Source organism: Ruegeria sp. CG3, from assembly GCF_056537205.1.
In genome coordinates, this window is sequence record NZ_JBQFRC010000001.1 from 1,264,701 (window position 1) to 1,278,312 (window position 13,612).

Genomic DNA, 13,612 nt, shown 5'->3' on the forward strand with positions numbered 1-13,612 from the left:
AATGGCTAGAGCAAAGTTTCTCTGCGACGCTGAACGCTGCATCGAGTGCAACGCCTGCGTGACTGCGTGCAAGAACGAACACGAGGTTCCGTGGGGCATCAACCGCCGCCGGGTGGTGACGATCAATGACGGCAAGCCGGGTGAACGCTCGATCTCGGTTGCCTGCATGCATTGTTCGGATGCGCCCTGCATGGCGGTCTGCCCGGTCGACTGCTTCTATCAGAACGAAGAAGGCGTCGTCCTGCACTCCAAGGACCTGTGCATCGGCTGCGGCTATTGCTTCTATGCGTGCCCCTTCGGCGCGCCGCAATACCCGCAGGCCGGCAACTTTGGATCGCGCGGCAAGATGGACAAATGTACCTTCTGCGCCGGCGGCCCCGAGGAAACGCACTCGACCGCAGAGTTCGCCAAATACGGCCGCAACCGGATCGCCGAGGGCAAACTGCCCATCTGCGCCGAGATGTGTTCGACCAAGGCCCTGCTCGCCGGTGACGGTGACGTGGTCTCGGCCATCTACCGCGAACGCGTCGTGGCGCGCGGGTTCGGCTCGGGCGCCTGGGGTTGGGGCACGGCCTACGACCAGAAGGACGGCTGAGACCTCAGCCTGACAACACGGGTGACCCGCCCCGGTGGGTCACCCGATTTTGGATTGATACCGAGGTTCCGATGCTGCGCATTTTTCTGGCTTTGACGTTGACACTTGGGATCGCGCACGGCGCGCTTGCACAGGACACGACCGGCACAGACGAACCAACCGCTGCCCCGCGCGCGCAGACCGGTGGCGCCACGACGCTTGAGGATATTCTGGCCCGGCAACGCGGCGAAAAGGTCGACAACAGCTATCGCGCACAGAATACCGGGCAAGGCAATGCCGAAGGGCTGCTGGGTCAGTTGGGCACGCGCGGCGTCGCCTCGGACAGCGACGTGTATCGGGCCATCCGCTATGGCTCGGCGGATGTCACCGTGTCGACCAAAGGGCCGGCTGCCGGCGTGCTGATCCAGGACGGCGGCATGTGGTGGTGGACTTTCCGCACCGGTCCGCTGCGTGAATACGGCACCTACATTCTGGGCGGGATGCTGGTCGTTCTGCTGTTGTTTTTCCTCATCAGAGGGCGCATCCGCATCGATGGTGAGAAAACAGGCCGAACGGTCACCCGGTTTTCAGGATTTGAAAGGTTCGGGCATTGGCTGTTTGCCGGCTCGTTCCTGATACTTGGATTGACCGGTCTGCTGACGCTCTACGGCCGGGATTTCCTGATCCCCCTGTTCGGCAAGGAAGGGTTCGCCACCATCGCGCAAGGCTGCAAGTGGTTGCACAACAATCTGGCCTGGGCCTTCATGCTGGGATTGCTCATCATCACCGTGAACTGGATCGCCCACAACATCCCCAACCGGACCGACCTGAAATGGCTGGCGGCGGGCGGCGGATTGTTCACCAAGGGCAGCCACCCCCCGGCCAAGAAATTCAACGCTGGTCAAAAGATCATTTTCTGGCTGTGCATCCTGCTTGGCGTCTCGATCAGCCTGTCGGGCCTGTCGCTGCTGTTCCCGTTCGAACTTCCGATGTTCGCCAAGACGTTTGCGATCGCCAACGCGACCGGGTTGCCCCAACTGATGGGGTTGGACTTGCCCACGCAGATGTCTCCGCAGGAAGAGATGCAATATGCCCAGATCTGGCACGTCATGGTCGCCTATGCCTTCATCGCCATCATCCTGGCCCATATCTACCTCGGCTCGGTCGGCATGGAGGGCGCGTTTGACGCCATGGGTACCGGCGAGGTCGAAGAGCAATGGGCGCGCGAGCACCATTCGCTGTGGCTGGAAGAGGTAAAGGCACAGGAGGCCAGCGACGGCGCGGCCTCGCCTGCCGAATAGATGCGCGGGCTGGCTTTGGCGCTGGCCCTGCTGCCGCTGCCGCTGGCGGCGGATTTCTACACGCTCAAGGGCCATGGCGGACCGATCATGGACATCGCCACAGCCCCGGACGGACGCATTGCCACCGCCAGTTTCGACAATTCCGTGGGCCTGTGGTCCGGGCAGCAGCCGGACTGGCTGGAAGGTCACGAGGCTGCCGTGAACGCGGTGGTGTTCAACGGCACGGCGATCTATTCGGCCGGCGACGACTTTACCCTGCGCCGTTGGCCCGGTGGACAGGTCGTTGGCCAGCACAAGGGCAAGGTTGTCGGGATTGCCGCCTCAAAGACCCTAGTCGCGACTGCCAGCTGGGACGGGACCATCGGCCTTTGGCCCACCGAGGGCGGTGCGCGCAAGTTGCTGGGCCCTACAGGCAGCGGCGTCAACGCGGTGGCCTTCGCGCCGGACGGGCGGTCGCTGTACTCCGCCGGGGTCGACGGCAGCTTGCGGGTCTGGGACGTGACGACCGGGGCCGAAACCGCGCGACTGGTCGAGCATGGTTTCGGCATCAACGAACTGGTCCTGAACGCGCAAGACGGTTGGATCGCCTATGGTGCGGTCGATGGCGTGACCCGCATTCTGGACCTGACCACCGGGGCCGAGCGTGATTTCACGCTGGACCGCCGCCCGATCCTTGCGCTCGCACTCAGCTCGGATCGGTCACTGCTGGCGGTGGGCGATGGCGAGGGCTACATCATGATCATCGACACGCAGACTTGGAGGATCGCGCAGGATTTCCGGGCAACGCTGCGCGGCCCGGTCTGGGCACTGGCCTTTTCCCCCGATGGAGAGAACCTGCACGCAGGAGGGCTGGATCAGGCCATGTACAGCTGGCCGGTGGCCGCGCTGGGGTCGCAGGAACGGATGGCCGGCCAAGAGCCGAGTTTTCTGAAAGACCCCGACGAAATGCAAAACGGAGAACGGCAGTTCGCCCGGAAATGCTCGATCTGCCACAGCCTGACGCCGGACGATCAGCGCCGGGCCGGACCGACCCTGCATGGCGTATTCGGGCGGCGGGCTGGAACACTGCCCGGCTATATCTTCTCGGAAACGCTGCAAGGGTCTGATATCATTTGGAACGAACAGACGATAAACGCTCTTTTCGATCAGGGACCGGACCACTACATTCCGGGATCGAAGATGCCGATGCAGCGGATCGCGCAGGCGCAGGACCGCACTGACCTGATTGAATTTCTGCGCAGCGCGACAGCGCCCGCAGACTAAGCCGGAGGATAAGATGAAAGCCCTTCTTGCAGCTGCCGCCGCAATGGTCGTCATTACAGCCGCCGCACCGATGGTATTGAAGCAACTCGGACACTCAGCAGCCGAGACACAGACCGGCTCCTCGGTGCGACTAGACTGAATGTCCGAATTCCTGACCACACGAGAGTTGGCGGACCTGCTGCGCATTGGCGAACGCAAGGCCTATGATCTGGCGTCTTCAGGCGAAGTGCCCTGCGTGAAAGCGATGGGCAAACTTCTCTTTCCCCGGGCTGAAGTACTGGCTTGGCTCAATACGTCGCGTACCGGACCGGACACGGTCAAACCGCCCCTGCCCGACATCGTGGCTGGTAGCCATGACCCCCTTTTGGATTGGGCGCTCCGCGAAAGCGGCTCGGGGTTGGCCACGTATTACGATGGTTCATTCGACGGGCTGAACCGCCTTGCGCGACGTGACGCACAAGCCGCGGTACTGCACATCCATGAACCGGGCGGGTTCAACGTCAATTCCGTCCGCGATGCGCTGGGAGAGGCGCCCGTGGTACTGTACGAGGTCGCAAGCCGCCAGCGCGGCCTGTTGCTGGCCCCCGAGGTTCAGGGAATTTCCGATTTTGGTGATCTGAAAGGCCGCCGAGTCGTTCTGCGCCAGGACAGTGCCGCCAGTCAGCACTTGTTCGATGCCCAGTTGGAGAGCTGCGGCCTGAGCCGCGCCGATCTTGACGCCCTGCCGACTTGCGCCCGCACCGAAGAGGAACTGGCAATCGCCCTGCATGACCGGAAGGCCGAGGCAGGGTTCGGCATCGGAGCCCTGGCGCGCCTCTACGGGTTGGGCTTCGTTCCGACCCATTCCGAACGTCTCGACCTCGCCATCTGGCGGCGGTCCTGTTTCGATCCGCCGATGCAGAAACTGCTGACTTTTTTGGGAACGGACAAATTCAGGCGTCGCGCAGATGAATTGGGCGGATACGATCTGTCCGGCTTGGGACAGATCCATCACAACGGCGCAAGTGACTGACCGGCCCTATTGCTGCGCGTTCGGAAAAAAGAGCTGCTCACCGTTCAATTTGTACGCCGCGATCGCTTCCTGACCGTCGGGGCCAGTGAGCCAGTCGATGAACCTTCTTCCCGCGGCCGCCCGGACCCGCGGATGCTTTTCGGGGTTCACGAGGATCACTCCGTATTGATTGAACAACCGAGGATCGCCTTCGACCAGAACCTCAAGGTTTCCCTTGTTGCCGAACGACAGCCATGTGGCCCTATCGGTCAGAGCATAGGCATCCATGCCCGCAGCCAGGTTGAGCGTCGCACCCATGCCCGACCCGGTCTCGCGGTACCACTCGCCCGAAGACAAGGTCGGGTCCGTTCCGGACAGGCTCCAAAGAGCCTTCTCCGCCTTGTGGGTCCCGCTGTCATCCGCGCGCGACGCGAACGGAGCTTTGGCCTGCGCGATCGCTGCCAACGCGGCCACTGCGTCGTCGCCGCCTTTGATCTTGGCCGGGTCCGATTTCGGCCCCACCAAGACAAAATCGTTGTACATCACGTCCCGCCGCTCGACACCCCAGCCGTCGGCCACGAATTGCTCTTCCGCTGGCTTGGCATGCACCAGCAGAACGTCACCGTCTCCGTTGATCGCGTTTCGGATCGCCTGCCCTGTCCCCACGGCCACAACACGGACATCGATCCCGCTTTCCGCCTCGAACCCCGGGAGGATAAAGTCCAGAAGGCCGGAATTCTGCGTCGATGTCGTGGACTGCACGACAATGAATGGTTCTTCGGCCGCTGCCGGACCGGCCAACAGCCCGAACAGGATCATTGCGCTTTTGATTGCTGCGCGAAACATGGATTGCCTCCGGTTGTTGTTATGTGACCAGCCAGCCCGCCAGATACTGGCGCGATGCCTGACATTGTGGCGCTTCCAGCACCTGTTTGGCGGTGCCATGCTCGACCACGCGCCCGCCCTGCATCATCACGATATCCGCCGCCAGCCGACGGGCTTGCCCGACGTCGTGGGTGACCATCACGATCCGCACCCCCCGGGCCGAGGCGCGCAGGATCATCGCCTCGATCATTTGGGTCGCCGCGGGATCGAGGGCGCTGGTGGGTTCGTCCAGGAACAGGGTCTCGGGGCCAAGCGCAAGCGCGCGAAGGATGGCCAGACGCTGTGCCTCGCCACCCGACAGCGAGCGCGCCGACTGCCGGGCCTTTGTCTCAAGCCCTCCTTCGGCCAGAAGTTCCTGGATCCAGTTCTTCCGAGCAGTCCTGCCGAGCCCCAACCGTTTCAAAACAAAGTCCAGATTGGCAGACACCGAGCGGCGCAGCAGAACCGGTTGCTGAAACACCATGGCCTGCCGGGCCATGTGGGCTGCATTCAGAACTCCGCCATCCTGCAGAACCTGCCCCGCATCGGCCTTGATCAAACCATGCAGGCAACGCAGCAGCAGGCTTTTGCCAGCACCGTTCGGCCCAAGGATCAAAGTCGGGCCCGGACCATCCATCATCAGCTGCGGGACATCCAGCAACAGCTTGCCATTTCGTTCCACTCGCAGACCATCGGCCTGCAGACAATTGGGCATTTCCGACATCAGATCACGCATGGCGCAACCCCTCCTGCTCGGCCCGAAGCGTCAGGGCGCTGACTGCCGCATTCACGGCCACGGCAATTCCGATCAGGATCGTCCCCAAGGCCAGCGCCAAGGCCAAGTTGCCTTTCGAGGTCTCCAACGCAATCGTCGTCGTCATGACCCGCGTCACGTGGTTGATGTTGCCGCCGACGATGATCACCGCGCCGACTTCGGCGATGGCTCGTCCGAACCCGGCCAGCAAGGCAGTCACCAACGCCAGACGCGCATCCCACAACAGCACGGGAACAGACGCCAGCCGCGACACTCCCAACGAGCGCAACTGTTCCGAATATTCCTCGGCCAGCATCTCGATCACCTGCCGCGTCAACGCCGCGACGATCGGGGTCACCAGCACTGTTTGGGCTATGATCATGGCGGTCGGCGTATACAAAAGCTCCAGCACGCCCAGCGGGCCCGAACGGGACAGCATCAGGTAGACCAGAAGGCCGACGACAACCGGGGGAAAGCCCATCAGAGCGTTCATCAGAATGATCAACGCGCGCCGTCCGGGAAAGCGGGCCACCGCCAAGGCCGCGCCAACCGGCATCCCGATCACGGCTGAAATCAACACAGCCAGCACCGAAACTTGCAGCGATAGCATCACGATCGCCCAAAGGTCCGGATCCCCGGTCAGGATCAGGTGGCCCGCTTGGCTGAATTGTGATGCAAAATCCTGCATTTTATTCCCGCATCCACCGAATTTCGTAGGGATCGCAAAATCTTACAGGAATAATAGAGGAAACTGCTTCTGAAGACAGTTAAATTCCGACATCCGCAAAAACAAACGCGGCCCACAGGGGGCCGCGCTGAATTGTTGTCATGGTACAGCCAATCAGTTCAGGGCTGCATCCGTGATCTGGCTGGTCCACGCGCCTTCCGGCTTTTTGGTGATCACCGGGTCCGAGCCGCCGGCCAGCAGCGTGTTCACCGTGCGCTCGAAATCAGCCGGATCCAACGCGCCGTTCGAACCTGCGGTCAGCTTGGCGATCTCGCCCATCATGCGCTTCTGGTGTTCCTCGGTCTGGGCACCGGTCGCATCGTTTTCCAACACGATTTCGGCGGCCTCGTCCGGGTTCTCCTCGGCGTATTTCCAGCCTTTCATCGAAGCGCGCACGAAGCGTTCCATCTTGTCGACGAAGGCCGGGTCGCTGAGGTTTTCTTCAAGCACGTACAGGCCATCTTCCAGCGTGGCCACGCCCTGGTCTTCGTACTTGAAGGTCACCAGCTCGTCGGGGCTGACGCCGGCGTCGATCACCTGCCAGTATTCATTGTAGGTCATGGTGCTGATGCAGTCGGCTTGGCGCTGCAAAAGCGGGTCGACGTTGAAGCCCTGCTTCAGAACCTCGACGCCGTTCTCGCTCTTGCCGCCGGTGTCGATGCCCAGCTGGCTCATCCAGCTCATGAACGGGAATTCATTGCCGAAGAACCAGACGCCCAGCGTGCGGTTCTTGAGGTCCTCGGGCGAGGAAATGCCCGCGTCCTTCCAACAGGTCAGCATCATGCCCGAGCTTTTGAAGGGCTGCGCAATGTTGACCAACGGCAGGCCCTTTTCGCGCGCGGCCAACGCGGCGGGCATCCATTCCACGGTGACGTCAGCGCCACCGCCCGCGATCACCTGCGTGGGCGCGATGTCGGGACCGCCGGGCAGGATGGTGACGTCCAGCCCCTCTTCTTCGTAGAACCCCTTGTCCTTGGCGACGTAGTAGCCCGCGAACTGGGCCTGCGTGACCCATTTCAATTGCAGCGTCACCTCGTCTGCGGCAAAGGCCGATCCGGCCGTCAGGGCCAGGGCCGTGATTGCCCCGCTTATAAACTTCTTCATCTTCATTTCTCCTAGTTGTTGTTGCGCCCCGTTTTCGGGGTCTTTTGAATGATTTATCCCCGCTGCGAGGGGTGCCAGAAGGTCACCAGTTTCTCGATCATGGCGACCACACCGTAGAACGCGGTCCCGGCCAGCGCCGCGACCACGATTTCCGCCCAGACCATGTCCAGCGACAATTGCCCGACACTGGTCGAGATCCGGAACCCCATGCCCAAAGTGGGCGAGCCGAAGAACTCTGCCACGATAGCGCCGATCAGGGCCAGCGTGGTGGAAATTTTCAACCCGTTGAAAATAAACGGCATCGCTGCGGGCAGCCTCAGCTTCAGAAAGCTTTGCCAATAAGTTGCGGCATAGGTCTCCATCAGGTCACGCTGCATTGCAGTGGCCTCGCGCAGGCCGGCCACCGTGTTGACCAGCATCGGGAAGAAGACCATCACCACCACAACGGCCGCCTTCGAGTGCCAGTCGAACCCGAACCACATTACAAGGATCGGCGCGGTACCCACGATCGGAAGCGCGGCCACGAAATTGCCCACCGGCAACAGGCCCAGCCGCAGGAAGTCCCACCGGTCCACGGCGATTGCCATCAGGAAAGCGGCGCCGCATCCGATGACATAGCCGCTGAGCGCGCCCTTGATGATGGTCTGCACAAAATCGGCCCACAGGATCGGCAGGCTGTCCCAGAACCGCTCCCAGATCACCGAAGGCGCGGGCAGGATGACCAGAGGCACCTCGAGCCCGCGCACGAGCAATTCCCACACCCCGATGACGGTCATACCGAAGATCAGCGGCGCAAGAGTGCGCACCGCCCGCGCGTCGGCATAAGGTCCGCTGGCCAGGCGGGTGTTCAGCCACCATCCGGCCAGCCACAAAAGGATTGCAAGACCGACCATCATCATTGCGCCATCCCCATGCGTTTCAACACCGCCCGCTCGATCAGGCCCAACAAGCCCACGAGGCAGGCCGCAAGAATGGCCGCGGCAAACAGCGCCGACCAGATCTGCACCGTCTGGCCGTAATAGCTGCCGGCCAGCAGGCGCGCGCCCAGCCCCGCCACGGCGCCGGTCGGCAGTTCGCCGACGATGGCCCCCACCAGCGACGCAGCGATCCCGATCTTGAGCGAGGCGAACAGATAGGGCATCGCGGCCGGCAGGCGCAGTTTCCAGAACACCTGCCCGTTGCTGGCGTTATAGGTGCGCAGCAGGTCCAACTGCATCGCGTCAGGGCTGCGCAGGCCCTTGACCATGCCCACGACCACCGGGAAGAAACTCAGATAGGCCGAGATCACCGCCTTGGGGATGATTCCCTGAATGCCGATCGAATACAGCACCACGATGATCATCGGCGCCAACGCGATGATGGGGATGGTCTGGCTGACGATGGCCCAGGGCATGACCGACAGGTCCATCACCCGGCTGTGCACGATCCCCACCGCCAACAGGATGCCCAGCCCCGTGCCGATGGCAAAGCCCAGAATCGTCGCACTGAGCGTCACCCAGCCGTGATAGACCAGCGACCGTTTCGAGGTGATCTTCTTTTGAACCGTGGTCTCCCACAGCTCGATGCCTACCTGATGCGGCGCGGGCAGACGCGGCCGATCCTGCGCCCAGGTCGCCGGAACGGCAAAGCTGTTGCGCAGCGCCAGGCCGATTTCCCCCATGTCGCGACGGTCTTTGGCCGAGGGTGGAACCACCTCGGCCCCGGCGCGTTCCTGTTCGGTCAGGACGCCCTTGATGTTCATCGGAATGCAGGCCGCGTACCAGATGACGACGATGGCCAGCAGAACGGTCAGAACGGCAACAAGCTGCTTCATGCGTGCCACTCCATCCGCACCACGGGAACGGTCTCGGGCGGCGTTGCGGCCTCGGTCCCGGTTTCGACAAACCCCTCGCGGCGATAGAAGCGTTGCGCGGCGGCATTCGGTTGATGGGCCGTCAGCCACAGAAAGCTGCGCCCCTGTTTTGCCCGATCCAGCAGGCGCTTGCCGATGCCCTGCCCGGTCCGCAGGCAATACAGCGCCCCAACCTTCTGCGCCGCGGGATCGACCGACATGTAGCAATCGACGGGTTCGCCCACGACCCACATCTCGCGGTCCGGGAAGGCCTGCGCGATCAACGCCTCCAATTCCTGCTGGGGCAGTTCATCCGTCATCCACTCGGTCTGGCGGACCCAGGCCGAGACCACCGCCGCGCAGGCTGGCACATCCGCCTCGGTCGCGCGTCTGATGTCATCCCTGCCCATCACACATCGTCCCCATGCCCGGCGCGCAGCCCTTCGCGCACGCGATGCGCGACCTCGATGAATTCGGGCGTGTCGCGAATGTCCAGCGGCCGTTCCTTGGGCAGAGGGCTGTCGATCACATCGGTAATCCGCCCGGGGCGCGGGCTCATCACCACGATCTTGGTGCTCAGATACACCGCCTCGGGGATCGAGTGGGTGACGAAACCGATCGTCTTGCCGGTTCGCGCCCACAGCGCCAGAAGCTGTTCGTTCAGGTGATCGCGCACGATCTCGTCCAACGCGCCGAAAGGCTCGTCCATCAACAGGATATCGGCGTCGAAGGTCAGTGCCCGGGCGATGCTGGCCCGTTGCTGCATTCCACCCGAAAGCTGCCATGGGAATTTTTCACCAAACCCTGCTAGATCAACAAGTTCCAGAACGTTCTTTACACGTTCTTCCTGTTCCTGAGCCGAATATCCCATGATCTCGAGCGGCAGTTTGATGTTCTTGGCGATGGTCCGCCACGGGTACAGGCCCGCCGCCTGGAACACATAGCCATAGGCCCGGTTCCGGCGGGCCTCGTCCGGAGTCATGCCGTTGACGGTCAGCGTGCCGCCCGTAGGCGTTTCCAGCGCAGCGACACAGCGCAGGAAGGTCGTTTTTCCGCAGCCCGAAGGGCCGATGAAACTGACGAATTCGCCCTTGTCGACCGCCAAGTTGACGTCCTTGAGGGCGTGCACGGGTCCGTCATTGGTCTGGAAGGTCAGGTCGAGGTTCTTTGCCTCGATCACGGGCTGGGTATTGCTTTCCGATGTCATCCTACTGCCTTGAAGTTTTGGCTTTTTTGCCCGTTCGGTAACCTTCGTGCATCATACCCCCGTCGCCGGGATGCCCGACCGCTCTACCGGGCGCGGGGCGGTCAGCTCTTTCCAGGTGCTCAGCGCCTTGTTCACGGTGGTGTTGGCCTCGCGCGCGACGAATTTGCCATGGCCTTCCTGCGTGCGAATCTCGCCATCGTTCACCGCGACCTGTCCACGGGTCAGGGTAAAGCGCGGCAGGCCCTTGACCTCGTGCCCCTCGAAGACGTTGTAGTCGATCGCCGACTGCTGCGTCGCCGCGCTGATGGTCTTGGTCTTGTCCGGGTCCCACACCACCAGATCGGCATCTGCGCCGACCAGAACGGCGCCTTTTTTCGGATAGCAATTCAGTATCTTGGCGATATTTGTTGAAGTTACGGCCACGAATTCGTTCGGCGTCAGCCGCCCGGTCGCCACGCCATGGGTCCACAGCATCGGCATCCGATCCTCAAGGCCGCCCGTCCCGTTCGGGATCTTGGTGAAATCGCCCACGCCGAACCGTTTCTGCTCGGTCGTGAAGGCGCAGTGATCAGTGGCGACCACGCTCAGCGAGCCCGACTGAAGCCCCGCCCAAAGGCTGTCCTGGTGCTGTTTGTTGCGGAACGGCGGGCTCATCACCCGGCGCGCGGCGTGATCCCAATCAGGATGCGCATATTCGCTGTCGTCCAGCGTCAGGTGCTGGATCAGCGGCTCGCCCCAGACGCGCTTGCCCTGCATCCGGGCCCGACGGATGGCTTCATGCGCCTCTTCGCACGAGGTGTGCACGACATAGAGCGGCACACCGGCCATGTCGGCGATCATGATGGCGCGGTTGGTGGCCTCGCCCTCGACCTGCGGCGGGCGCGAATAGGCATGGGCCTCGGGGCCGGTATTGCCTTCGGCCAACAGCTTGGCCTGCAACTCGGCCACCACGTCGCCATTCTCGGCATGGACCATCGCGATCCCGCCCAGCTCGGCCAGCCGCTTGAACGAGGCGAACAGCTCGTCGTCATTGACCATCAGGGCGCCTTTGTAGGCCATGAAATGCTTGAACGTGTTGATGCCCCGCTGTTCGATCACGGTTTTCAGATCGTCGAACACCTGTTCGCCCCACCACGTCACGGCCATGTGGAAGGAATAGTCGCAATTTGCGCGGGTCGATTTGTTGTCCCAGCGTTTGAGCGCATCCAGCAGGCTTTCGCCCGGGTTCGGCAGCGCAAAATCCACCACCATGGTCGTGCCGCCGGCCAGCGCCGCGCGGGTGCCGCTTTCGAAGTCATCGCTGGAATAGGTTCCCATGAACGGCATTTCCAGATGGGTGTGCGGATCGATCCCGCCGGGCATGACATAACAGCCGGTCGCGTCCAGTTGCTCGTCCCCCTTCAGATCCGGCCCGATCTCGGTGATCACGCCGCCTTCGATCTTGACGTCGGCCTTGTAGGTCAGATCCGCAGTGACGACGGTTCCGTTCTTGATGACTGTGCTCATGTTCAACTCCCTGCGGGCGCGTCTGTTGCGCCTCTGTTGGTTTTCGGCGGATTCGGGGGCGCGCGGCCAAGGCTACTCCACGATCTCGGCTGTTTCGACGACCGCGTGGAACAGCACATCCGCCCCGGCGGTTGCCCATTCCTTGCTGATTTCCTCGGCCTCGTTGTGGCTCAGGCCATCCACGCAGGGGCACATCACCATGGCGGTCGGCGCCACGCGGTTGATCCAGCAGGCATCGTGCCCCGCGCCCGAGATGATGTTGGTGTGCGAATAGCCCAGCCGCTCGGCCGCGTTGCGCACGGCGGCGACGCAGGTTTCGTCGAATTTCACCGGGTCGAACCCGCCGACCTTCTCGAACTCGACCTGCAGGCCCAATTCATCCACGATGTCCTCGGCCGCGACGCGCAGCCGGTTCTCCATGTCCTTGATGACGTCCAACTCGGGCGAGCGGAAATCGACCGTGAACACCACCTTGCCCGGGATCACGTTGCGCGAGTTCGGATAGACGTCGATATGCCCGGCAGCCCCCACGGCATGGGGCGCGTGCGACCAGGCGATCTCGTCCACCTTTTCAAGAATGCGCGCCATCGCCAGCCCGGCATTCTTGCGCATCGGCATCGGGGTCGAGCCGGTATGCGCGTCCTTGCCGGTCACGGTCACCTGGGTCCAGCTGAGGCCCTGCCCATGGGTGACGACGCCGATATCCTTGCCCTCTGCCTCGAGGATCGGGCCCTGTTCGATATGCAGCTCAAAGAAAGCATGCATCTTGCGGGCCCCGACCTCTTCGTCGCCGCGCCAGCCAATTCGCTGCAATTCGTCGCCGAACTTCTTGCCCTCGGCGTCTTCGCGGTCATAGGCCCAGTCCTGCGTGTGCATCCCTGCGAACACGCCCGACGCCAGCATGGCGGGGGCGAAGCGCGTGCCCTCTTCGTTGGTCCAGTTGGTGGCCACGATCGGGTGTCTGGTCTTGATGCCCAGATCGTTCAGTGTGCGAATGATCTCGAGCGCACCCAGAACCCCCAGCACCCCGTCATACTTGCCGCCGGTCGGCTGCGTATCCAGGTGCGAGCCGACATAGACCGGCAGCGCCTCGGGGTCGGTGCCGGGGCGCATGGCGAACATGTTGCCCATCTGGTCAAGGCCCATGGTACAGCCCGCCTCTTCGCACCATTTCTGGAACAGCGCGCGGCCCTCGGCATCCTCGTCGGTCAGGGTCTGGCGGTTGTTGCCGCCGGCAACGCCCGGGCCGATCTTGGCCATCTCCATCAGGCTGTCCCACAACCTGTCGCCATTGATCCTGAGATTCTGCGCCGGAGCTGCCATGTTCGTCTTCCCTGTTGCTTGCGATTTGGCTCGCTTTTGGTGTCTTGATTTGACCATCTGGTCAAACTCACGCTATCACGGGTTCGACATCAGTCAAGAAATTGCATCGCACCGATGCAAAAATCGGCATATTCAACACCTGCTTGTTCGAAAAAGAGACGCCCTGC

Annotated in this window: 14 protein-coding genes; 4 read left to right on the plus strand and 10 right to left on the minus strand. The window is 62.6% G+C overall.

Features of this window, described 5'->3' with window-relative positions; all coding sequences use genetic code 11:
* The first annotated feature begins 1 nt into the window (after position 1).
* From fdh3B to ACR0NB_RS06315, 4 genes are all read left to right on the plus strand, one after another.
* Complete coding sequence (gene fdh3B, locus ACR0NB_RS06300; RefSeq protein ID WP_005983764.1) at positions 2-595, plus strand: formate dehydrogenase FDH3 subunit beta; 594 nt, start codon at positions 2-4, stop codon at positions 593-595.
* A 71-nt stretch (positions 596-666) separates the two neighbouring features.
* Positions 667-1,875 (plus strand): formate dehydrogenase subunit gamma, encoded by a 1,209-nt coding sequence (locus ACR0NB_RS06305; protein ID WP_480775203.1) that lies wholly within the window; start codon positions 667-669, stop codon positions 1,873-1,875.
* Positions 1,876-3,138 (plus strand): c-type cytochrome, encoded by a 1,263-nt coding sequence (locus tag ACR0NB_RS06310; protein WP_480775204.1) that lies wholly within the window; start codon positions 1,876-1,878, stop codon positions 3,136-3,138.
* 139 nt (positions 3,139-3,277) lie between these two features.
* Positions 3,278-4,150, plus strand: a complete 873-nt coding sequence (locus ACR0NB_RS06315) for a substrate-binding domain-containing protein (RefSeq protein ID WP_480775205.1) — start codon at positions 3,278-3,280, stop codon at positions 4,148-4,150.
* A 6-nt stretch (positions 4,151-4,156) separates the two neighbouring features.
* Here ACR0NB_RS06315 and ACR0NB_RS06320 read toward each other — a convergent pair whose 3' ends face one another.
* From ACR0NB_RS06320 to ACR0NB_RS06365, 10 genes are all read right to left on the minus strand, one after another.
* Positions 4,157-4,975, minus strand: coding sequence for an ABC transporter substrate-binding protein (locus ACR0NB_RS06320; RefSeq protein ID WP_170368320.1), 819 nt, complete (start codon positions 4,973-4,975; stop codon positions 4,157-4,159).
* Between the two features lie 19 nt (positions 4,976-4,994).
* Positions 4,995-5,729 carry an ATP-binding cassette domain-containing protein gene (locus tag ACR0NB_RS06325; protein WP_480775206.1) on the minus strand — a complete coding sequence of 245 codons (735 nt, stop codon included), beginning with the start codon at positions 5,727-5,729 and terminating at the stop codon, positions 4,995-4,997.
* Positions 5,722-6,435, minus strand: a complete 714-nt coding sequence (locus ACR0NB_RS06330; protein WP_170339062.1) for an ABC transporter permease — start codon at positions 6,433-6,435, stop codon at positions 5,722-5,724. The genes ACR0NB_RS06325 and ACR0NB_RS06330 overlap by 8 nt, the downstream gene beginning before the upstream one ends.
* Before the next feature lie 153 nt (positions 6,436-6,588).
* The gene (locus tag ACR0NB_RS06335; protein WP_170371230.1) at positions 6,589-7,578 is read right to left on the minus strand and encodes an ABC transporter substrate-binding protein; all 990 of its coding nucleotides are present in this window, start codon (positions 7,576-7,578) and stop codon (positions 6,589-6,591) included.
* Between the two features lie 53 nt (positions 7,579-7,631).
* Complete coding sequence (locus tag ACR0NB_RS06340) at positions 7,632-8,477, minus strand: ABC transporter permease (RefSeq protein ID WP_480775207.1); 846 nt, start codon at positions 8,475-8,477, stop codon at positions 7,632-7,634.
* A complete protein-coding gene (locus ACR0NB_RS06345; RefSeq protein WP_480775208.1) occupies positions 8,474-9,391 on the minus strand; it encodes an ABC transporter permease in 918 nt (305 codons plus the stop codon). Before ACR0NB_RS06345 ends, ACR0NB_RS06340 begins: the two co-directional genes overlap by 4 nt.
* Positions 9,388-9,819, minus strand: coding sequence for an N-acetyltransferase family protein (locus ACR0NB_RS06350; RefSeq protein WP_480775209.1), 432 nt, complete (start codon positions 9,817-9,819; stop codon positions 9,388-9,390). Before ACR0NB_RS06350 ends, ACR0NB_RS06345 begins: the two co-directional genes overlap by 4 nt.
* Positions 9,819-10,616 carry an ABC transporter ATP-binding protein gene (locus ACR0NB_RS06355; RefSeq protein WP_480775210.1) on the minus strand — a complete coding sequence of 266 codons (798 nt, stop codon included), beginning with the start codon at positions 10,614-10,616 and terminating at the stop codon, positions 9,819-9,821. Before ACR0NB_RS06355 ends, ACR0NB_RS06350 begins: the two co-directional genes overlap by 1 nt.
* Positions 10,617-10,667: 51 nt before the next feature.
* Entirely contained in the window at positions 10,668-12,122 is a 1,455-nt protein-coding gene (hydA, locus tag ACR0NB_RS06360; protein WP_480775211.1) for a dihydropyrimidinase, read from the minus strand.
* A gap of 72 nt (positions 12,123-12,194) precedes the next feature.
* Complete coding sequence (locus tag ACR0NB_RS06365) at positions 12,195-13,445, minus strand: Zn-dependent hydrolase (protein ID WP_170450300.1); 1,251 nt, start codon at positions 13,443-13,445, stop codon at positions 12,195-12,197.
* Between the last annotated feature and the right edge of the window lie 167 nt (positions 13,446-13,612).

Excerpts from the sequence above, each read along its gene's own strand:
- ACR0NB_RS06310 (WP_480775204.1), top strand. The coding sequence starts at position 1,876 with ATGCGCGGGCTGGCTTTGGCGCTGGCCCTGCTGCCGCTGCCGCTGGCG.
- ACR0NB_RS06305 (WP_480775203.1), top strand. The coding sequence starts at position 667 with ATGCTGCGCATTTTTCTGGCTTTGACGTTGACACTTGGGATCGCGCAC.
- ACR0NB_RS06345 (WP_480775208.1), bottom strand. The coding sequence starts at position 9,391 with ATGAAGCAGCTTGTTGCCGTTCTGACCGTTCTGCTGGCCATCGTCGTC.
- ACR0NB_RS06365 (WP_170450300.1), bottom strand. The coding sequence starts at position 13,445 with ATGGCAGCTCCGGCGCAGAATCTCAGGATCAATGGCGACAGGTTGTGG.
- hydA (WP_480775211.1), bottom strand. The coding sequence starts at position 12,122 with ATGAGCACAGTCATCAAGAACGGAACCGTCGTCACTGCGGATCTGACC.
- ACR0NB_RS06325 (WP_480775206.1), bottom strand. The coding sequence starts at position 5,729 with ATGCGTGATCTGATGTCGGAAATGCCCAATTGTCTGCAGGCCGATGGT.
- ACR0NB_RS06350 (WP_480775209.1), bottom strand. The coding sequence starts at position 9,819 with ATGGGCAGGGATGACATCAGACGCGCGACCGAGGCGGATGTGCCAGCC.
- ACR0NB_RS06355 (WP_480775210.1), bottom strand. The coding sequence starts at position 10,616 with ATGACATCGGAAAGCAATACCCAGCCCGTGATCGAGGCAAAGAACCTC.
- ACR0NB_RS06315 (WP_480775205.1), top strand. The coding sequence starts at position 3,278 with ATGTCCGAATTCCTGACCACACGAGAGTTGGCGGACCTGCTGCGCATT.
- ACR0NB_RS06340 (WP_480775207.1), bottom strand. The coding sequence starts at position 8,477 with ATGATGATGGTCGGTCTTGCAATCCTTTTGTGGCTGGCCGGATGGTGG.
- ACR0NB_RS06320 (WP_170368320.1), bottom strand. The coding sequence starts at position 4,975 with ATGTTTCGCGCAGCAATCAAAAGCGCAATGATCCTGTTCGGGCTGTTG.
- fdh3B (WP_005983764.1), top strand. The coding sequence starts at position 2 with ATGGCTAGAGCAAAGTTTCTCTGCGACGCTGAACGCTGCATCGAGTGC.
- ACR0NB_RS06330 (WP_170339062.1), bottom strand. The coding sequence starts at position 6,435 with ATGCAGGATTTTGCATCACAATTCAGCCAAGCGGGCCACCTGATCCTG.
- ACR0NB_RS06335 (WP_170371230.1), bottom strand. The coding sequence starts at position 7,578 with ATGAAGAAGTTTATAAGCGGGGCAATCACGGCCCTGGCCCTGACGGCC.